Origin of the sequence: Modestobacter italicus (assembly GCF_000306785.1) — a bacterium.
GTDB lineage: Bacteria > Actinomycetota > Actinomycetes > Mycobacteriales > Geodermatophilaceae > Modestobacter > Modestobacter italicus.
On record NC_017955.1, the window covers coordinates 3,166,320 to 3,185,813 of the forward strand.

At 75.9% G+C, this 19,494-nt stretch carries 17 protein-coding genes; 2 read left to right on the forward strand and 15 right to left on the reverse strand.

What is annotated here, in order from left to right; genetic code table 11:
* Positions 1-70 precede the first annotated feature (70 nt).
* The 9 genes from MODMU_RS15155 to steA are packed head-to-tail and all read right to left on the reverse strand — an operon-like array spanning position 71 to position 10,523.
* Positions 71-655, reverse strand: a complete 585-nt coding sequence (locus MODMU_RS15155) for an NUDIX domain-containing protein (RefSeq protein WP_014741184.1) — start codon at positions 653-655, stop codon at positions 71-73.
* Entirely contained in the window at positions 655-2,376 is a 1,722-nt protein-coding gene (gene pyrG / locus MODMU_RS15160) for a CTP synthase (RefSeq protein ID WP_269454026.1), read from the reverse strand. Before pyrG ends, MODMU_RS15155 begins: the two co-directional genes overlap by 1 nt.
* Positions 2,351-4,747, reverse strand: a complete 2,397-nt coding sequence (locus MODMU_RS15165) for a hypothetical protein (RefSeq protein ID WP_014741186.1) — start codon at positions 4,745-4,747, stop codon at positions 2,351-2,353. Before MODMU_RS15165 ends, pyrG begins: the two co-directional genes overlap by 26 nt.
* On the reverse strand, positions 4,744-5,901 hold the full coding sequence (locus tag MODMU_RS15170; protein WP_014741187.1) for a glycosyltransferase family 4 protein: 1,158 nt from the start codon (positions 5,899-5,901) through the stop codon (positions 4,744-4,746). Before MODMU_RS15170 ends, MODMU_RS15165 begins: the two co-directional genes overlap by 4 nt.
* A complete protein-coding gene (locus tag MODMU_RS29585; RefSeq protein ID WP_231851644.1) occupies positions 5,894-6,058 on the reverse strand; it encodes a hypothetical protein in 165 nt (54 codons plus the stop codon). Before MODMU_RS29585 ends, MODMU_RS15170 begins: the two co-directional genes overlap by 8 nt.
* A 26-nt stretch (positions 6,059-6,084) precedes the next feature.
* Complete coding sequence (gene murJ / locus MODMU_RS15175; RefSeq protein WP_051144002.1) at positions 6,085-7,527, reverse strand: murein biosynthesis integral membrane protein MurJ; 1,443 nt, start codon at positions 7,525-7,527, stop codon at positions 6,085-6,087.
* A 25-nt stretch (positions 7,528-7,552) separates the two neighbouring features.
* Positions 7,553-8,392 carry a hypothetical protein gene (locus tag MODMU_RS15180; RefSeq protein ID WP_014741188.1) on the reverse strand — a complete coding sequence of 280 codons (840 nt, stop codon included), beginning with the start codon at positions 8,390-8,392 and terminating at the stop codon, positions 7,553-7,555.
* Positions 8,389-9,342 carry a copper transporter gene (locus MODMU_RS15185; protein ID WP_014741189.1) on the reverse strand — a complete coding sequence of 318 codons (954 nt, stop codon included), beginning with the start codon at positions 9,340-9,342 and terminating at the stop codon, positions 8,389-8,391. The genes MODMU_RS15180 and MODMU_RS15185 overlap by 4 nt, the downstream gene beginning before the upstream one ends.
* Positions 9,339-10,523, reverse strand: coding sequence for a putative cytokinetic ring protein SteA (gene steA, locus MODMU_RS15190; RefSeq protein WP_014741190.1), 1,185 nt, complete (start codon positions 10,521-10,523; stop codon positions 9,339-9,341). The genes MODMU_RS15185 and steA overlap by 4 nt, the downstream gene beginning before the upstream one ends.
* A 163-nt stretch (positions 10,524-10,686) precedes the next feature.
* Here steA and MODMU_RS15195 point away from each other — a divergent pair, with 163 nt between their 5' ends.
* Positions 10,687-11,616, forward strand: coding sequence for a TetR/AcrR family transcriptional regulator (locus tag MODMU_RS15195; RefSeq protein ID WP_014741191.1), 930 nt, complete (start codon positions 10,687-10,689; stop codon positions 11,614-11,616).
* A 61-nt stretch (positions 11,617-11,677) separates the two neighbouring features.
* Here the strand turns inward: MODMU_RS15195 and MODMU_RS15200 are convergent, their stop codons facing one another.
* The gene (locus MODMU_RS15200; protein ID WP_014741192.1) at positions 11,678-12,871 is read right to left on the reverse strand and encodes a fatty acid desaturase family protein; all 1,194 of its coding nucleotides are present in this window, start codon (positions 12,869-12,871) and stop codon (positions 11,678-11,680) included.
* Positions 12,872-12,912: 41 nt separating this feature from the next.
* Positions 12,913-14,016 carry a ferredoxin reductase gene (locus tag MODMU_RS15205; RefSeq protein WP_041795326.1) on the reverse strand — a complete coding sequence of 368 codons (1,104 nt, stop codon included), beginning with the start codon at positions 14,014-14,016 and terminating at the stop codon, positions 12,913-12,915.
* Between the two features lie 87 nt (positions 14,017-14,103).
* Between MODMU_RS15205 and MODMU_RS15210 the strand changes: the two genes are divergently transcribed.
* Positions 14,104-15,297 (forward strand): PucR family transcriptional regulator, encoded by a 1,194-nt coding sequence (locus MODMU_RS15210; protein WP_014741195.1) that lies wholly within the window; start codon positions 14,104-14,106, stop codon positions 15,295-15,297.
* A 24-nt stretch (positions 15,298-15,321) separates the two neighbouring features.
* Here the strand turns inward: MODMU_RS15210 and recN are convergent, their stop codons facing one another.
* The 4 genes from recN to MODMU_RS30065 form a co-directional block, all read right to left on the reverse strand.
* A complete protein-coding gene (recN, locus tag MODMU_RS15215) occupies positions 15,322-17,133 on the reverse strand; it encodes a DNA repair protein RecN (protein ID WP_014741196.1) in 1,812 nt (603 codons plus the stop codon).
* Complete coding sequence (locus tag MODMU_RS15220; protein ID WP_014741197.1) at positions 17,108-18,160, reverse strand: NAD kinase; 1,053 nt, start codon at positions 18,158-18,160, stop codon at positions 17,108-17,110. Before MODMU_RS15220 ends, recN begins: the two co-directional genes overlap by 26 nt.
* Positions 18,161-18,233: 73 nt before the next feature.
* Entirely contained in the window at positions 18,234-19,031 is a 798-nt protein-coding gene (locus MODMU_RS15225) for a TlyA family RNA methyltransferase (RefSeq protein WP_014741198.1), read from the reverse strand.
* A complete protein-coding gene (locus MODMU_RS30065) occupies positions 19,031-19,156 on the reverse strand; it encodes a hypothetical protein (RefSeq protein WP_014741199.1) in 126 nt (41 codons plus the stop codon). The genes MODMU_RS15225 and MODMU_RS30065 overlap by 1 nt, the downstream gene beginning before the upstream one ends.
* Positions 19,157-19,494: the final 338 nt, after the last annotated feature.

Genomic DNA, 19,494 nt, shown 5'->3' on the forward strand with positions numbered 1-19,494 from the left:
GTCGGCTGCGTCCGCCGTCCTCCGTGGGTCCCCACTCGGACCCCCCGCTACACCTCCGGTGCCGCGCGGCTCAGCCGGCGTCGAGCGGGCGCAGCCGCGGCGAGGTCGCCCGCACCTGCGCGGCGGCCAGCAGGCCGATGACGGCCAGGGCGTTGCGCACCTTGCCGTCGAACACCCACTGCACGGCCTCCGCGAGCGGCACCCGCTCGACGGTCATGTCCAGCTCCTCGTGCTCCACCACGAACCCGTCGGGCCGGGCGACCTCGGAGAGCCCCTCGGCCAGGTAGAGCTGGATCAGCTCGTCGCAGAAGCCGGGCGAGGGGTGCTGGCTGACCAGCAGCGACCACTTCTCCGCGGCGAGCTGGGTCTCCTCGGCGAGCTCCCGGCGGGCGCTGTCGACCGGCGGCTCGCCGTCGACGTCCCGCAGCCCGGCGGGCAGCTCCCACAGGTGCTCGCCGATCGCGTGCCGGTACTGGCGCACCATCACGACCCGGTCCTGGTCGTCGAGGGCGACGACGCCGACCGCGCCGGGGTGGTGCACGACCTCCCGGTCGCTGGTCCCGCCGCCGGGCATCGCCACGGTGTCCTTGCGCAGCGAGATGATCCGGCCGGTGTAGATGTCCTCCGACGCCACCACCTCGTAGTCGTGACTCATCAGATGCCGATCGGCTCGGACTCGGGCACCGGCAGCCGGGCGGCGTCCTGGTAGCCGACCGCGGCCTGCACGAAGGCGGCGAACAGCGGGTGCGGCCGGGTCGGCCGGCTCTTCAGCTCCGGGTGCGCCTGGGTGCCGACGAAGAACGGGTGGACCTCGGCCGGCAGCTCGGCGAACTCGACCAGGGTGCCGTCCGGCGAGGTGCCGGAGAAGACCAGGCCGGCCTCCTCGAGCTGCTCGCGGTAGGCGTTGGCGACCTCGTAGCGGTGCCGGTGCCGCTCGGTGATCTCGGTCTCGCCGTAGGCGGCCGCGGCCACCGACCCCTTCTGCAGCTGCGCCGGGTAGCTGCCCAGCCGCATCGTGCCGCCCATGTCCCGGGTGCCGGCGACCACGTCGAGCTGGGTGGCCATGGTGGCGATCACCGGGTGGCTGGTGTCCGGGTCGAACTCGGTGGAGTTGGCGTCGGCGATGCCGGCCAGGTCGCGCGCCACCTCGATGACCATGCACTGCAGGCCCAGGCACAGCCCCAGCGTCGGGATGCCGTTGACCCGGGCGTGCCGGATGGCGCCGAGCTTGCCCTCGATGCCGCGCACCCCGAAGCCGCCGGGGATGCAGACCCCGTCGACGCCGGCCAGCGCGGCCGCGGCGCCCTCGGGCGTCTGGCACTCGTCGGAGGGGACCCAGCGGATCTCCACCCGGGAGCGGTGCGCGAAGCCACCGGCCCGCAGCGCCTCGGTCACCGACAGGTAGGCGTCGGGCAGGTCGATGTACTTGCCGACCAGCGCCACGGTGACGGTCTGCTTCGGGTCGTGCACCCGGTCGAGCAGGTCGCCCCACACCGTCCAGTCGACGTCCCGGAACGGCAGCCCCAGCCGGCGGACGACGAAGGCGTCCAGGCCCTCGCGGTGCAGCACCCGCGGGATGTCGTAGATCGAGGGGGCGTCGGGGCAGGAGATGACGCCCTCGGCCTCGGTGTCGCACATCAGGCTGATCTTGCGCTTGAGGCCCTCGTTGATCGCCCGGTCCGACCGGCAGACCAGCGCGTCGGGCTGGATGCCGATGCTGCGCAGCGCGGCCACCGAGTGCTGGGTGGGCTTGGTCTTCAGCTCACCGGAGGGGGCGATGTAGGGGATCAGCGAGATGTGCAGGAAGAAGCAGTTGTCCCGGCCGATCTCGTGCCGGACCTGGCGGGCGGCCTCGAGGAAGGGCAGCGACTCGATGTCGCCGACGGTGCCGCCGATCTCGGTGATCACGACGTCGACCCGCTCGGCGGTCTCGGCCCCGGCCAGGATCCGCGCCTTGATCTCGTTGGTGATGTGCGGGATGACCTGCACGGTGTCACCCAGGTACTCCCCGCGCCGCTCCTTGGCGATCACGTCGGAGTACACCTGGCCGGTGGTCACGTTGGCCCGGCCGGTGAGGTCGGTGTCCAGGAAGCGCTCGTAGTGCCCGATGTCCAGGTCGGTCTCGGCGCCGTCCTCGGTGACGAACACCTCGCCGTGCTGGAAGGGGTTCATCGTCCCCGGGTCCACGTTGAGGTAGGGGTCCAGCTTCTGCATGGTGACCCGGAGGCCCCTGCTGGACAGCAGGGCCCCCAGGGAACTTGCGGTCAGGCCCTTGCCCAGTGACGACACGACGCCGCCGGTGACGAAGACGAACTTCGTCGGCTGGGAGTTGGGGAGAAGAGGTCCGCGGTCACGAGGTTCTGCCAGTCGACCCACGGACGCCCACGTTAACACGGGGGTCCGCGGCCTTGGCCGCCGGACCGGGGGCGCCGGCGACCTCGGCGGGGCCGACCGGGGCGCCGGCCACCAGGTGCACCAGCAGCGGCACCAGCAGGGTGGCGGCGGTGGCCGGCAGCGCGACGCCGCTGTCGTTGACCAGCGCGCCGACGGTGAGGCTGAGCGCGAGGGCGGTCAGCGCGGCCCGCAGCACGCGCACGTCCTCGGCATGCAGTCCGGCCGCGGCCCGGCCAGGGCGGCTGCGCAGCAGGCCGCCGGGCCGCAGCAGCCAGCCGGCCGCCAGCAGCGCGACCAGCAGCATCCACGCCAGCGGACTGCCGAGCAGGATCGCCAGGGTGGCCGCCGCCTTGCGGCTGACCACCGTCCACGCCTGGCCGTCGAGCACCTGCCCGACGAACCGGCCCAGGTGGCTGCGCTGGTCGGCCGGGCGCAGCCAGTCCAGGACGGCGACGACACCGACGACCAGCACGGCGGTGGCCAGCACGGCGACCAGCCGGGTGGCGGTGACCCGGATCCGGGCCAGCAGCATGCCCAGCACGGCGAACCCGGGGACGGCGGCCAGCACGCCCCCGAAGTCCCGGCCCAGCGACGGGGCGCCGATCAGCACGGTGCAGACCACCCCGGCGAGCAGCACCGGCAGCAGCCAGGTGCGGCGGGTCGGCGCCGCCGACCGGCGCACCACCGCGGCGGCGCCGGCCGCGGTGAGCAGCAGCGCGCTGACCGACAGCAGCCCCGAGGTGAGGTTGCCGTAGCCGGTGAACCGGCCGGCCACGATCGCGTCGTAGCCGAGCAGGCCGTCCAGCTCCAGGTGCGAGCCGGTGAGCACGTCACCGACCAGGGTGGCCAGCGTGACGACGAGGAGCGCGACCGGCGGGCCCAGCCGCCGGCGGCGCCAGGGCCCCAACGCCGCGACCGCGGTCACGGCGAGGGCGGCGGCCAGCACCGAGCCGGCCAGCGCCCAGCGCGGGGCGCCGCTGAGCTCCCACGGGACGAGGTTGGCCAGGTAGGTCGACACCGGGAGTGCGGCGACGCCGAGGGCCAGCAGCCGCACCAGCGGCGGACCGCGGCGACCCGGGGTGCGCCGGCGCAGCCAGTCGCGCACCCGGCTGCGGCGTCCGGCCCGGCCGGGCAGCCGGCCGTGGTCCCAGCCACCGAGCAGCAGCGCGCCCAGCACCACCACCGCGCCGTTGACCAGCACCAGCAGCCAGAAGGTCAGGACGGTGCTGCGGTAGTGCACCACCGCCCGGGTGTTGGCCGCGTCCAGGTCGGTCAGCGCGTCCGCCAGCGGCGGCCGGTCAGCTGTCACCACGAACGGCTGACCGTTCATCGAGTCCGGGGTGTCGAGGCCGAGCGCGCGCAGCACGGTGGGCGCGACGTCGATGAGCTGGACGAAGGGCGGGCGGCCGGTGCTGGCCGAGGTGAGCCAGCCCGGGCTCATGCCCGGGCCCTCGGCCATGGACACGTGCAGCTGCGGCCGGCCGCCGTTGACCTCCGAGACGCCCTGCAGCAGCAGCAGCGTCTCGCCCGGCAGCTCGGCGGCCGCGGCCCGCAGCCGGCCGACGGCGGCGTCGACGGCCTGCACCGCGGCCTGCCGGGCGGTGGGCAGCGTGCCGTCGTCGCTGGCGTCGGCACCCGGCGCGGCGGCGTCGCTGAGCTGGCCGAGCGAGACCAGGGTCAGCGGGCAGTCCGCCAACAGCGCGCCGAGCTCGGCGTCGTCGGTGGGGAGCGCGTCGCGCACGGTGAACCGGGCGCCCTCCCCCGCCACCGCCAGCGCGGCCGCCCGGCCGACCACCGTGCTGCAGGGGACGACCTGCCCGAGCAGTCCGGGTTCGGCGCCGAACCTGGTGGTGGCCTCGTCGGCGGCGACCCGGGCCACCGTGCGCTCGGGCTCGGTGAGGCCCACCGCGGCGACCTGCTCCTCGAGGCCGCAGTAGGACAGCCGGGTGTCCACCGACGCCTGCGGGTCGGCCGCCGGGGCGGGCGTCGCGCCGCCGCTGGTGGTCGGCACGTCGGGTGCGGGCACCGCGGGGATCGGCTCGACCGGGCCCGGGTAGCGGGCGCGGTTGCCCGCGCCGAGGCTGGCCCAGCCGTCGAGCAGGCAGGTGGTGGAGCGCCCGGCGCGCACCGAGAGCGCACCGATCGCGGAGTCCTCGGCCAGCGACCACAGCTCCGGGGTGCGCTCGGGGTCCAGGTCGGCCCAGACCAGCCCGGGGACGCCGACGGTCAGCACCCGGTCGGCGTGCCACGGGTCGACGCCGGCCGCGGCGGCCGGTCCGGTCGACCCGGCGAGCAGCGCCAGCAGGACGGCGATCAGCACCGCGGCCAGCGGGCGCCGGTGCACCCGGGTCATCGGGGAGGCCCGGCCGGCCCGAGCAGCTCGGCGTAGAGCTCGACCAGCTGGCCGGCGGTGGCCGCCTCGTCCGGCCAGGTCGCCGCCTGCCGCGGACCGGCGGCGCACAGCCGCCCGGTGAGCCCGGGGTCGCTGAGAACGGCGGTCACCGCCGCGGCGAGAGCGCCCGCGTCACCGGCCGGCACCAGCTCGGCGGCGTCCCCGACGAGCTCCGGGATGCCCCCGACGGCGGTGGCGACCAGCGGCGTCCCGGCGCGCAGCGCCTCCTGGGCGGTGAGCGAACGGGCCTCCCACACCGAGGGCAGCACGCAGACGTCGGCCGCGCCGAGCAGGTCGGCGACGTCGCTGCGCCGGCCGAGCAGGCTGACCGGCAGCCCCTCGGCGCTGATCCGCGCGGACAGCTCGTCGTGCAGCGGGCCGTCCCCGGCGATGACGACCAGCGGGGCCGGCCGCAGCCGCCCCTCGGCCGTCCAGGCGGCGACCGCGTCGAGCAGCACGTCGTAGCCCTTCTGCGGGTGCAGCCGGCCGACCGCGACGACCAGCGCCCGGCGGTCGTCGTCGAGCCCGAGGGCGCGGCGGACGTCGGGCCGGGACCGCTGGGCCGGCGGCAGCCGCGGGGCGGCCACCGGCGCGACCCGCACGTCGCGGGCGCCGAGCCGCCGGGCGTTCTCCGCCAGGTCGCCGGACGCGGCCAGGACGACGTCGGCGCCGCGGATCGTGGCCGCCTCGGCCGCCTGCAGCACCTGCCGCCGGGCCCCGCCCCCGCCGGGGAGCGCGTTGTGCAGGGTGAGCACCAGCGGGCGGTCCCGCTCCCCGGCCAGCCGCCGCGCGGCGGTGGCGACCAGGCCGGCGCGCAGCCCGTGGGCGTGCACCAGGTCCGCGCCGGCGGTGGCCCGGCGCAGCGCCAGCACCGCGCGCACGTCGGCCACCGGCGCCAGCCCGGCGGAGATGCCGACCTCGCGGAAGTCCGCACCGGTGGCGGTGAAGGCGAACAGCTCCTCGGTGGACCGCGGCCCGCACACCCGCACCGAGGCGCCGGCTCGGCCCAGCGGCACCAGCAGCGAGCGCAGGTGGGTGCCCACCCCGCCGGTGCTGGTGGCGAGCACCTCGGCGACCCGGCGGTCGGCGAGCAGGCGCCGGTCCGGCTCAGACACCAGCCACCTCCGTCCTCCCCGCGCGCCGCAGCCCGGTCACGGCCGCGAGCAGCGGCCGCCGGGAGGTCCCCATCATGACCGCCGCCGCGACCACCAGCACCACCCCTCCGGCCACCGCGCCGGTGCCGATCGCGACGAGCACCCCGCCGCCGGGCACCGGGTCCGCGCCGAGCGCCCGGGCGGTCAGCAGCCGGCGGCCCCGGCCAGGACCGCGGCGAGCAGCGCCGGCAGCCCGGTGCGGACCACCCCGGCGAGCACGTCGGCGCCGGCCTTGCGGGCGACGACGACCAGCAGGGCGAGCCCGGCGACGGTGACCCCGGTGCTGTGCCCCGCGCCGAGGGCGACCGCCCGGTCGGCGTCGGGCAGGACCTGGGACAGCACGACGTCGGCGACGACGGCGACCAGCCAGCCGCCGGCGACGCAGACCGTGGGGGCGCGCCACAGCCCCCGGGCGTAGAGGGCCCGGGACAGCAGCGCGACCAGCCCGTAGCCGACCAGCCCCGGGGCGAAGGCGACGATGGTCGGCTGCAGGGCCCGGGCCGCGTCGGCATCGGCCGCCGACGCCAGGAAGACCCGGGCCATCGGCCCGGAGACCGCGGCCAGCCCGGCGGCGGCGACCGCACCGGCCACGACGGTCAGGACGGCGGCCGGCGCCAGCGTCGCCGCGTAGCCCACCGCGTCACCGCGGTCGGCGCGCTCGCTCAGCTCCGGGTACACCGAGGTGGCGATGGGCACCGCCAGCGCCGCCCAGGGCAGCAGGAACACCGTCATCCCGGCGAGGTAGACGACCTGGGTGCCGTCGGGGGCCCCGGCGTTGGCCAGCCGGATCGCCACGATCGCGACCAGCTGCTGACCGGCCAGCGTCAGCACCCCGGCCAGCGCCAGCCGGCGCACCCGCGGAGCGGCGCCGACCGGGAACCGCAGCGCCGGCCGCAGCCGCAGCCGCAGGCCGTGCAGCGGAGGGAGCAGCGCGAGGGTCAGCGCGAGCACCCCCAGCGTCGTCCCGACGCCGAGCACCAGCTCGGCCGACGGAGCCAGCCCGTCGACGTCCCGGTCGCCGCCGATGCCGGCGAACAGCAGGTAGGCCGCCGCGACGACCAGCGAGGACAGCAACGGCGCCAGCGCCGGGCCGGCGAAGCGCCGGTGCGCCTGCAGCACGCCGGTGAGCACCACGGCGATCCCGTAGAGCACCACCTGCGGGGCGAAGACGAGCAGGAAGCGGGCGGCCAGGTCGACCTTGGCCGGGTCGCCGCCGTCCCCGCCGAGGAGGGCAGCCGCGATCGGCCGGGCGAAGGCTGCCAGCAGGGCGGCCAGCGGCACCAGCACCAGCAGCGCCCACCCGAGCAGCGCCGAGGCGGTGCGGCGGACCTGCTCCCGGTCGCCGGCGGCGATCCCGCCCGCCAGCATCGGCACGACGAGACTGGCCAGCGCGCCGCCGGCGACCACCTCGAAGACGATGTTGGGCACGTTGTTGGCGGCCTGGTAGGTGTCACCGGTGCTGTCGGCGCCCACCGCGTTGGTGAACACGACGGTGCGGCCGAACCCGGCCAGCCGGGACAGCAGGGTGAGCACCGAGATGAGGAGGGCGGCGCCGGCCGCCCCGTGGGCGAGCCGCCGGCCGGTCACCGGGGACCGCCGCAGCTGGCCGCGCTCACGCCGGGCGGCGGCCGAGCCGGTCGAGCTCCCGCAGCCCGGCGGTCGACTCGATGACCCGGGTGAAGCTGACCTTCTCGCTGGCCAGGGTCAGCGCGGTGACCACGCCGAGCAGCCCGGCGCGGCGGCTCCGGCCGGGCAGGGCGGCGAGCCGGAGCCCGAGGAGCGCGCCGACGGCGTTCGCGCCGCAGTCGCCGAGCATCACCCGCTCGCCCAGGTCGTCGGGGAGCACGCCGAGGGTCGCGCCCAGCGGGCCGGCGACCAGGCCGCCGGCGGGACCGCCGACCGTCGACGCGGCCAGCAGCACGGCGGCCTTGCCGGCCCGGCCGGGGCGCAGGTCGAGCAGGTTGAGCAGGTTGGCGGTGCCGGCGACCAGACCGGTGGTGAGCACGCCGTCGACCACCGCCGGCAGGCCGCTGCCCCGGCGGGTGAGGAGGGCCGCCACGACCCCGGCGGCGCCGATGCCGGCGACCTTCACCGCGCCGGCCGAGATCCGGCCCGCCCGCAGCGCGGCCAGGTGCCCGGCCAGCCCCTTGTCCCCCGCCTGCTCCGGGCGGGCGCCGGCCAGGTCGTCGTAGCCGCCGACGATCCCGGTCACGGTGCCGACGACCGCCGCGGCGGCCCGCTGGCCGTCGGGCGCACCGGCCACCGCGGTGACGGTCGCGGCGGCGGCCAGCACCGGTCCGCCGAGCAGGCTGACCGGGCGGCGGGCGTAGTTGGTGCGCTGCCACGGCGCGCCGGCCTCCTGCGCGGCCAGCCGGCCCGCGCCGGCGAGGCCCAGCCGGGCGGCCAGCGCACCGGCGGCGGCCAGTGCCGCGCGTCGTCCTGCGGGGTTCACGAGGCCGGCGGCGGGACCGGCTGGGTGTCCTCGCCCACGCCGTACTCGCCCGAGGTGCCGCGGCGCTCGGCCGCCAGCGCGAGCACGGTGCTGATCCGGCCGGCCGCGGTGTCCACGTTGTCCACCGTCGACACCGCAGCCGCGGCCGACCGGTCGCTGCGCACGGCCTCCACCAGGCCGCCCTCGCCGGCGGAGGCGAGGTCGCCGGCGACGACGGCGCCCGAGCCCTCGGCGTCCAGCGCGGTGGCCAGCTGCACCAGGTCCGCCGTCCGGGCGGCGTCCTCGCCGCCGGCGACCGTGCCGGCGGTGAGCACGACGGCGAGGTCGGCGGGGCTGACCGACGAGGTGTCCTGGCTGAGCACGTCCAGCTCGGTCAGGCCGGCGAGCACGGTGGAGGTGTCGGTCGTGCTCGGCGGGATGCCGGCGTCGGGGCTGCCGTCGCCGGGGACCATCAGCACCTGGGCGAGCACGGACGCGGTCAGCTCGCCGACGTCCTCGGTCGCCGGCCGGGTCACCGTGGCGGGCACCCCCGCGCCGGTCAGGTAGCTCTCCACCGTGCCGTCGGAGGCGGGGTCGGCGTAGCTGTCGGTGAGCCGGATCGTGCCGGTGACGGTGGCCCCGGCGCTGCCCAGCAGCGCGGTCACGCCCTCCACCACCTCGGCGTCCAGGTCGGGGCTGGCCACGACCAGCAGCACGCTCTCGCCGGTGAGGGTGTTCTCCACCAGCGTCGGGCCGACGGCCTCGTCGAAGGCGCCGACGTCGTCCAGCTGGGTCTGCAGCCCCTGCGTCTGGTCCTCCAGCGACCGCTTGTCGTCCTGCAGCGCGGTGACCTGGCCCTGCAGGTTGTCCGTCAGCGGGCCGTTGAGCTGGGTCGTGCCGATGACGATCCCCAGCGCCACCGCGAGGAACACCGCGATCAGCGAGACGAGGTGGTAGCGGAAGTCGATCACGTGAAGAGGTTCTCCAGCCAGAACACGAAGCTGTCCCATTGGTCGACGAGCAGGTCGAAGTAGATGTGGCTGGCGGTGGACACCGCCAGCGCGGCGACGATCGACGCCAGCGCGGCGAGCACGAGCAGGACGAGCGCGAGGGTGGAGATGCGGCTGCGGTACAGCCGGCTGACGCCCTTGGCGTCGACCAGCTTGCCGCCCAGCCGGAGCCGGGTGAGGAAGGTCGAGGCCATCCCGCCGCGGCCCTTGTCCAGGAACTCGATCAGCGTGGCGTGCGTGCCGACGGCGACGATGAGCGAGGCGCCCTTCTCGTCGGCGAGCAGCATCGCGATGTCCTCGCTGGTGGCCGACGCCGGGAAGGTGATCGCGTCGACCCCGAGGTCCAGCACGCGCTGCAGGCCGGGCGCGCGACCGTCGGCGTAGGCGTGCACCACGACCTCGGCGCCGCAGCGCAGCACCGAGTCGCTCACCGAGTCCATGTCACCGATGATCATGTCCGGCTGGTAGCCGGCCTCGATCAGCGCGTCGGCGCCGCCGTCGACGCCGATGAGGACCGGCCGGTAGTCGCGGATGTAGGGCCGCAGCGCCTGCAGGTCCTCCTTGTAGTCGTAGCCCCGGACGACGACCAGCACGTGCCGGCCCTCGATCTGGGTGGTCACGTCGGGCACGCCCACGCCGTCGAGCAGCAGCGCGCGCTCGCGCTTCATGTACTCCATGGTGTTGGCGGCGAACGCCTCCAGCTGCACCGACAGCCCGGCCCGCGCCTCGGCCATCGCCTCCGCGACGGTGTCCGGCGTCTGCTCGACGCCCTCGGCCACGACCTGGTCGCCGGCGAACACCTGGTTGCCCTCGATGCGGAGCTCCACCCCCTCCTTGACCCGGGTGAAGACCTCCTTCCCGACGCCGTCGACGAGCGGGATGCCGGCCTCGACGAGGATCCCGGGACCCAGGTTGGGGTAGCGGCCCGAGGTGCTGGGCGCGGCGTTGACCACCGCGGCGACCTTGCAGGCCACCAGCGAGTCGGCGCTCACCCGGTCGACGTCGACGTGGTCGATGACCGCGATGTCACCCGGCCGCAGCCGCTTGGTCAGGTTCTTCGTCCGCCGGTCGAGACGCGCGGTACCGGCGACGCCGGGGGCGGTCTCGGTCGCTCGTCCGCGCCGCAGGGTGCCGATGCGCATGGCCGCGATGTTCCCACGGGCCCCGGGGTCGGCGGACCCGACGCGCACCAGCGACCGGTCGATCACGGTCAGTGAACGACACCACAAGAGCAGGCAAATCAGTCGTGTCGGGTCGGGTGTCGCTGTCCGGGGACCGGACCGTCCCGTCACTAGCGTGACTGGTGTGACTGCAGGGGCCTCCGCGAGCCGGAGTACAGCGACAGTTCTCGCCGACGACCTGGTGGAGGAGCTCGCCGGTCGCCGCGATCCCGAGGCGGCTGCAGCCGCTGCAGTGGCCGACGCGACGCCGTCCGGTGCCGAGGTCGAGGCGCACGTCGTCCCGCTGGCGGCGCGGTCCGCGGCCGAGGAACCGGAGCCGCTGGTGGAGGAGCCCGACCCGGTCGCCGACCGGGCGGACGCCCCGGCCGCGTTTTTTGCCGACGTGCCCGGTCCGGGCCGGCGCCCCCGCCGCCGGGAGCGGCGCGGTCCCACCCTGCGCGAGCAGCGGCGGCTGCGGACCCGGGAGGCGATCGTCGACGCGGCTGCCGAGCTGTTCGTCGAGCGCGGGTTCGACCACGTGAGCGTGATGGAGATCGCGCAGCGCGCCGGCGTGGTCGAGAAGACGGTGTTCAACCACTTCCCGGTCAAGGAGGGGCTGGTCTTCGAGGCCGACCCGCCGATCCGGGCCGCCCTGCTGGACGCCGTCCGCCGCCGGCCGGCCGGGGAGTCGGTGGCCGCCGCGGCGGGTGGGTTCGTGGTGGCCGCGGTCAGCCAGCTGGGCTCCCCCGCCGCCGCGGAGGGCATGACCGAGATGGCCCGGGTTATCCGCGGCAGCCGGACGCTGCAGGCCCGCGAGCGGGAGATCCTCGGCACGCTGACCGACACGCTGGCCGAGCAGATCACCCTGGAGACGCGGGCGGCGGCCGGCGAGCTGGAGCCGTGGCTGGCCGCCAACGCCGTCATGGGGCTGTACTCGTCGCTGCTGGAGCTGGCCCGCGACCGGGTGCTCGCCGGCGCGTCCGGGCCCGAATTGGTGGCGATGCTGCGCACCCGCGGGCAGCGCGGCCTCGCCCTGCTGCAGTTCGGCCTCGCCGGCTACGCCAAGCGCCGCTGACGGAGGACCCCCGAACAGCGAGAGGCCCCTCTCCCGTCGGGAGAGGGGCCTTCGTGCGCTGTCAGGCGGCGTTCTGCAGCTGGCGGCGGACCTTCGGACCGCCGGTCGTCATCTTGTAGAGCTTGGCGACCTGCGCCGGCACGTTCGCCGGGGTGGTCTGGGCCAGCCAGCCGTTGGGCAGCGAGAGCCGGATGACCTTGTGCCAGGCCGAGCCGACCTGGCGGGGCAGCGACGCCGAGTGGTACCGAAGCCCGTACCGGCGGAAGAGGTCCTCGACCTTCGGGGCGATCTCGGCGTACCGGTTGCTCGGCAGGTCGGGGAACAGGTGGTGCTCCACCTGGTGCGACAGGTTGCCGGTCATGAGGTGCATGGCCTTGCTGCCGGAGATGTTGGCCGAGCCGAGCATCTGGCGCAGGTACCACTCGCCGCGGGTCTCGCCGTCGATCGACTTCTTCTCGAAGGTCTCGACGCCCTCGGGGAAGTGCCCGCACATGATCACCGAGTGCGACCACAGGTTGCGCACCACGTTGGCGGTGAAGTTCGCCGCCAGGGTCGGCAGGAACGACGGGCCGGACAGCAGCGGGTGGACGACGTAGTCCTTGGTCATCTGCTTGCGGATCTTGCGCAGCACGGCCTTGCCGCGGGCCTTGAACTCCGGGTCCTTGCGGCGCTCGGGCGTGGCCAGGTTCTTGCCCAGCTCCAGGTCGTAGGCGGCGATGCCGTACTCGAAGAAGCAGGCGTTGACGAAGTTCCACACCGGCTGCAGCAGGTACAGCGGCACCCACTTCTGGTCCTCGTCGACGCGCATGATGCCGTAACCGAGGTCGTTGTCCTTGCCGATCACGTTCGTGTACGTGTGGTGCAGCTCGTTGTGCGAGTGCTTCCACTGCTCGGCCGGGCTGGCCATGTCCCACTCCCAGGTCGTGGAGTGGATCTTCGGGTCGCGCATCCAGTCCCACTGGCCGTGCAGGATGTTGTGCCCGATCTCCATGTTCTCCAGGATCTTGGCGACCGAGAGCCCGACGGTGCCCAGCACCCAGGCGGGCGGGAACTTGGAGAACAGCAGGACGGCGCGGCTGCCCAGCTCGAGCTTGCGCTGCACGTCGATCACCCGGCGGATGTAGGCCGCGTCGGACTCGCCGCGGCTGTCCATCACGCCCTGCCGGAGGGCGTCGAGCTCGACGCCAATGGCCTCGATGTCCTCGGCGCTCAGGTGGGCGATCGGGTTGTCGGACTTCTTCTGCAGGACGGTCATGTGCAGCTCCTCCTGGGGGGCGGCGCGTGGTGCGGGATCGGTCAGTGGTCGATGTCGCAGGCGCCGGCGGCGGCGCTGATGCAGGTCTGGACGAGCACGCCGTCGCCGGGGGCGGCGGTGGTGACCTCGCCGGTGCGCAGGTCGCGGACGGCGCCCTCGCGGAGCGGGAGCACGCAGCCGTAGCAGATGCCCATCCGGCAGCCACTGGGCATGAGCAGCCCGGCCTCCTCGGCGGCGTCGAGGATCGGCGTGGCGCCGTCGACCTCGAGCGAACGGCCGGACCTCCCGAAGCTCACCGTGCCGCCCTCCCCGGTGACCAGCACCCGGGGGCGGAACCGCTCGGTGTAGAGCTGGTCGGCGATTCCGGCGGCGGCCCAGTGCTCCTCGAGGGCCTCCAGCAGCCCGACCGGACCGCAGGCCCAGGTGGAGCGCTCCGCCAGGTCGGGCACCAGCTCGGCGAGCGCGGCGGCGTCCAGCAGGCCGGCGCTCTCGGTGTGCCGCTCGACCAGCCGGATCTGCCCGGTGCGGGCCAGCTCGCGCAGCTCGGCGCCGAAGATGACGTCGTCGGCGGTGGGCGCGGAGTGCACGACCACGACGTCGTCGTGCTCGTGCACGTGGTTGCGCAGGATGCCCATCACCGGGGTCACGCCGGACCCGGCGGTGACGAACAGGCACTTCTCCGGACGCCGGGCCGGCAGCACGAAGTCACCGGTGGCCTGGTCCAGCTGCACGATCGTGCCCGGCCGCGCCCGGTGGACCAGGTGGTTGCTCACCTTGCCGCCCGGGATGGCCTTGACGGTGATGGTGAAGCAGCCGTCGGCCCGCCCGAGCACCGAGGTGATCGAGTACGCCCGCCACTGCCGGACGCCGTCGACGTCGATGCCGATCCGGACGTACTGACCGGGCGTGTGCGGGAGCCAGTCCCGGCCGGGGCGGATGACCACCGTCGCGGCGTCCCGGGTCTCCGGGCGGACCTCCTCGATCCGGCCGCGCAGCGCGGCGCCGGAGCGGAGCGGGTCGACGAGGTCGAGGTAGTCCGAGGGCAGCAGCGGCGTGGTGACCAGCTCGGCGACCCTGACCACCCGGTCGCGGAGCTTCCCCAGCACCGGCCGGGCCGAGGAAGGGCGCGGGACGGTTGCGGTCATACAGAGAGCTTTCCCAGTTCCCCGACCAATCACCTGCTCTCTCGACGTGAATCGAGCGGTAAGTTCTGTTCTCCACGAACAAAGGAGGTGGCGGCGACGAGCGAGCTCATCACGTTCCCACCCGCCGTGGTGGCGGCGATGCAGGCCGAGCTGCCCGCGGTGGCCCAGCACACCGTCGCCACCATCGTGGTGGAGGTGCCCAGCTACGCCGACGCGTTCGCCGGGGAGATGGGCCGGGCCATCTCCAGCGCCGTGGAGCTGGCCCTCGGTGGCTTCCTGGACCTCGCGACGGCGACCGGCGGCGTCGACCCGAGCCGGCCGATCGGGCCGGCGCTGGAGGGCGCCTACAAGCTGGGCCGGGGCGAGGCGCGCAGCGGCCGGTCGATGGACTCGCTGCTGGCCGCCTACCGGGTGGGCGCCCGGGTGGCCTGGCGGCACATGAGCGACACCGCCGTGGCCGCCGGGCTGACCGTCGGGTCGCTGGCCCGCTTCGCCGAGCTGGTGTTCGCCTACATCGACCAGCTGTCGGCCTCCAGCGTCGCCGGCCACACCGACGAGCTGGAGACGACCGGCCGGGTGCGCCGGCACCACCGGGAGCGGCTCGGTGCGGTGCTGCTGGCCGGCCGGCCGGTGCACGAGCTGACCGCCGCGGCCGAGCGCGCCGACTGGCCGACCCCGCGCACGCTCACCGCCGTGCTGCTGCCGGAGGTGCGGGCGCGCGGTGCCCTGGGGCTGCTCGACGCCCGCACGCTGCAGGTCAGCGACGACCCGCCGGGGCTGGACCCCTCGACCGAGCTGACCGTCCTGCTCGTGCCCGACGCCGGCGAGGGTGCCCGGCCGGCGCTGCTGCGCGCCCTGCAGGGCCGGTCCGCGACGGTCGGGCCGGCGAAGCCGTGGGCGTCGGTGGCGGCCTCCTACGGCCGGGCGCTGCGGGCGCTGCGGCTCGGGCTGGTCGCCGAGGGGCCGGCCGCGCTGGACACCGAGCAGCGGCTGCCCGACCTGGTGCTGCGGGCCGACGACGAGGCGCTGGCCGACCTGCGCGCCGCCGCGCTGGCGCCGCTGGACGGGCTCAGCGGAGCCGCCCGGGAGAAGCTGGTCGCCACGCTGCGCTCCTGGCTGCTGCACCACGGCCGGCGTGAGCAGGTGGCCGCGGAGCTCTTCGTGCACCCGCAGACCGTGCGCTACCGGATGGGGCAGCTGCGCGAGCTGTTCGGCAACCGGCTCGACGACCCGCAGCGGGTGCTCGAGCTGACTCTCGCCCTGGGCGCGACGCCGGGCTGACCCGCCCGGCCCCCCGGTCCGCCGTCAGCCGCGGCCCTCGGCGGCGACGGCGATCAGCTCGCGGGCGTGCGCCTGGCCGGTGTCGCTGTCGGCCAGACCGGAGAGCATCCGGGCCAGCTCGCGCACCCGGTCCTCGTCGCGGACGGCGCGGATGTCGGTGGCGGTGACCCCCTGCGCGCTGTCCGGGGACTTGTCGACGACGAGGTGGGTGTCGGCGAAGGCAGCGACCTGGGCGAGGTGGGTGACCACGACGACCTGGTGCTCCCGGGCGAGCCGGGCCAGCCGCCGGCCGATCTCCCCCGCCGCCTGACCGCCCACGCCGGCGTCGACCTCGTCGAAGACCATCACCGGCACCGGGTCGGCGCCGGCGAAGACGACCTCGATGGCCAGCATGACGCGGGAGAGCTCACCGCCGGAGGCGCCCTTGTGCACCGGTCGCGCCGGCGCGCCGGGGTGCGGGGAGAGCAGCAGCGCCACCTCGTCGGCACCCTCGGGCCCGGGCTGGTCGGGGTCGCTGTCGATGTGGAAGGACACCTGGGCGTTCTTCATCGCCAGCCCGGCCAGCTCGGCGCCCACCTCGGCGGCGAACCCTTCGGCCGCGGCCCGGCGCCCCGCCGTCACCCGGGCGGACAGCGCGGCCAGCTGCTCCCGCGCCGCGTCCCGCTGCGCCTCGAGCGCCTCGAGCGCCTCGTCGGAGACGTCCAGCTGGGAGAGCCGGGCCTGGGCGTCCGCCGCCCACGCCAGCACCCCGGCCAGGCCCTCACCCGGCTCGGCGTACTTGCGCACCAGAGCGGTGATCGCCGCCCGTCGGTCGAGCACCTCGGCCAGCCGGGCCGGGTCGGCGTCGAGGTCGGCGACGTAGCTGGCCAGCTGCACGGCGACGTCGGAGACCACGGCGACCGCGTCGGCCAGGTCCTGGGCCAGCAGCACCAGGGTCGGGTCGTCGGAGCCGGCCAGCGCCCGCTCGGCGGTGGACAGCGCGGTCGATGCGTCCTGCGGGAGCTCCCCGCCCCCGAGGTCGCCGGTGACGTCCCCGACGAGGGCGAGCCGGGCGGTGTCGGCGACGGTGCGCAGCGCATCGGCGTCGCCGAGCCGCCGGGCCTGGGTGTCCAGCTCCTCGTCCTCCCCCGGCTCGGGTCCGAGCGCGGAGATCTCCTCCAGGCCGTGCCGCAGCACGTCGGCGGCCTGGGTCAGCTCGCGGACCTGGCTGCGGCGCCGGTCCAGGTCGTCGGCCAGCTGCCGCCAGGTGGCGTGGGCCGCCCGGTGCTCCTCCACCAGCGCCAGGTGCTCCGGGCCGGCGTAGCGGTCCAGCGCGCGGCGCTGCTCCGCGGGGCGGGTGAGCCGCAGCTGGTCGGTCTGGCCGTGCACCGCGAGCAGGTCCTCCGCCAGCTCGGCGACGACGCCGACCGGCACGCTGCGGCCGCCGAGGTGCGCCCGCGACCGGCCCTCGGCGCTGACCGTGCGGGCCAGGATGAGGCTGCCGTCGTCGTCCGGCTCCGCGCCGGCGTCCGCGGCCCGCGCCCACACCGGGGACTCCGCGGGCAGCACCAGCCGGCCCTCGACGCCGGCCCGGCCGCCGGCGCGCACCCGCCCGGGGTCGGCGCGGCCGCCGAAGAGCAGCGTCAGGCCGGTGACGACCATCGTCTTGCCCGCACCGGTCTCGCCGGTGACCACGGTGAGACCCGGGCCGAGGTCCAGGGTGACGTCGTCGATCGCGCCGAGCCCGCGGATCCGCAGCTCGGTCAGCGCGCCGTTGACCGCCGTCCCGGCCTCCCGGGGGCGGGACGGTGCCCGCGACCGGGAGCGGGGCTCAGGCCGCGCCGTCCTCGTGGCCACGTCTCACCTCCTCCGGGGTCCGCAGCACGCCGTCGCTGGTGTTCACGTCACCGGTGAGCACGTTGACCCGCGTGGTCGGCGCCTCGTGCCCGGGGCCGTGCGACCGGGCGTCGCGGAACCCGCGCACCGGCAGCCCGAACTTGGCGACCAGCCGGTCACCGAAGGAGGTCGGGTTGACCCGGGCGATCCGCACCGGGCGGTCGGAGCGGCGCACCTCGACCCGGCCGCCGTCGGGCACCTCGATGATCCGGCGGCCGTCGGCGGAGACCCGCGCGCGGGTGCCGTCCGGCGGCACGGCCACGGTGAGCACCGAGGTCGGCGAGGTGACCAGCGGCCGGGCGAACAGCGCGTGCGCGTTGGTGGGCACCAGCAGCAGCGCCTCCACGTCGGGCCAGACCACCGGGCCGCCGGCGGAGAACGCGTAGGCGGTCGAGCCGGTCGGGGTGGCGCAGAGGATGCCGTCGCAGCCGAAGGAGGTCAGCGGGTGGCCGTCGACCTCGAGGACGACGTCGAGGACCCGGCTGCGCTCGACCTTCTCCACCGACACCTCGTTGAGCGCCCAGGTCTCCGCGCCGGTCGGCACCCCGTCGGCGTCGAGCACCACGGCGTCCAGGGTGAGCCGCTCCTCGACCTCGTACTCGCAGTTCTCGACGGCGGTCAGCATCTCCTCCACCGCCTCGGGCTCGGTCTCGGCGAGGAAGCCGACCCGGCCGAGGTTCACCCCGGTGATGGCGGCATCGGTGTTGCGGGCGAGCTCGGCGGCCCGCAGGAAGGTGCCGTCGCCGCCGAAGACCAGCACGATCTCCACCCCGTCGGACGCCGCCGGCCCGAAGGCGCACACCTCGGCGCCGGGCACGGCCATCGCCTCGGCCTCGTCGTCCAGCAGCCGGACGACGATCCCGGCCGCGGTCAGCCGCGCGGCCGCGGACCGGGCGAGCTGGACGATGTCGGACCGCCCGGTGTGCACGGCCAGCAGGACGCGCCGGGTGCCCGGGCCGGACCCGCAGGCGGCGGTGCCGTCGGTCACTGCTCCTCCTCGCTGGCACTCGTCGGACCGGTGCACCCGGGTGCGGTGCTCCCGGGTGCGCTCGCGGGCTCGCTCACGTGGGTCCTTCCTGAACTGCTCGGTCGATGGCGGTGCGGTCCGCCGGCGGCGCGTCCCGGCGCAGCCAGAGGAAGAACTCCACGTTGCCGGCGGGGCCGGGCAGCGGGCTGGCCACCACCCCGGCGGTGCCCCAGCCGAGGTCGGCGGCGGCCTGGGCGACGGTGGCGACGGCGTCGGCCCGGTGGGTGAGGTCGCGGACGACGCCCCCGGCGCCCAGCCGGTCGCGGCCGACCTCGAACTGCGGCTTGACCATCGGCAGCAGGTCGGCGCCGGGTGCGGCGCAGGCGGTGAGCGCCGGCAGCACCAGCCGCAGGGAGATGAAGGACAGGTCGGCGACGACCAGCTCGACCGGGCCGTCGATGGCCTCGGGGGTCAGCTCGCGCACGTTGGTCCGCTCGTGCACCACGACCCGCTCGTCGGTGCGCAGCGACCAGGCCAGCTCGCCGTACCCCACGTCGACGGCGACCACCTGGCGGGCGCCCCGGCTGAGCAGGACCTCGGTGAACCCGCCGGTGGACGCGCCGGCGTCGAGGGCCCGGCGGCCCGCCACCTCGACCGGGAAGGCGGTCAGCGCGCCGAGCAGCTTGTGCGCGCCGCGGGAGACCCAGCTGGGCTCGTCGGGGTCGGTGCGGACGACGACCGGGGTGCCGGCCTCGACCCCGGTGGCCGGCTTGCTGGCCGCCTGGCCGCTGATGGTGACCCGCCCCTCGGCGATGAGGCTGACCGCGTGCTCGCGCGAGCGGGCCAGTCCGCGGCGCACGAGCTCGGCGTCGAGCCGGCTGCGTCGGGCCATCAGAGCTGGTCGACGGTGGACAGTTCGCGCTGCAGCCGGTCGTGCTCGGCCTCGAAGACCGCGACGTGCTCGGCCACCGGCCGCTCGGCGAGCCCGGCGAAGCGCTCCGCCGGGGGCTGCGGCACGGTCCCGGTCGCGTCCGCCGGGGCGGGGCCGGCGGCCGGGTCGGCGGCCGGACGCGGCGGGCCGGGGACGGGGCGCGGCGGGCCGGGGACGGGGCGCGGCGGGCCGGGACCGGTCGCGGCTGGTCGGGTGCGGTCACGGTCTCCTCCTCCACGGCCTCGGGTCACGGGCTCGTCCCCGCGTCCCTCTCGGAGGTTACCGGCCGGTGCCGACGGACGACGGTGCGCTGGCAGGAGCGGTGGACGCAGCGACCGCCGGTGCCGGTCCGGCGCTGCGGGCTGTCCGAGGGCGGCGGTAGCGTCCCGCTGCGGACCGCACGGCCGGGACGAGCCCGGCCCCC

Coding starts and splice junctions, on each gene's coding strand:
- steA (WP_014741190.1), bottom strand. CDS start 10,523: ATGCGCATCGGCACCCTGCGGCGCGGACGAGCGACCGAGACCGCCCCC.
- MODMU_RS15205 (WP_041795326.1), bottom strand. CDS start 14,016: ATGACCGCAACCGTCCCGCGCCCTTCCTCGGCCCGGCCGGTGCTGGGG.
- MODMU_RS15165 (WP_014741186.1), bottom strand. CDS start 4,747: ATGACCCGGGTGCACCGGCGCCCGCTGGCCGCGGTGCTGATCGCCGTC.
- MODMU_RS15225 (WP_014741198.1), bottom strand. CDS start 19,031: ATGGCCCGACGCAGCCGGCTCGACGCCGAGCTCGTGCGCCGCGGACTG.
- MODMU_RS15155 (WP_014741184.1), bottom strand. CDS start 655: ATGAGTCACGACTACGAGGTGGTGGCGTCGGAGGACATCTACACCGGC.
- MODMU_RS15200 (WP_014741192.1), bottom strand. CDS start 12,871: ATGACCGTCCTGCAGAAGAAGTCCGACAACCCGATCGCCCACCTGAGC.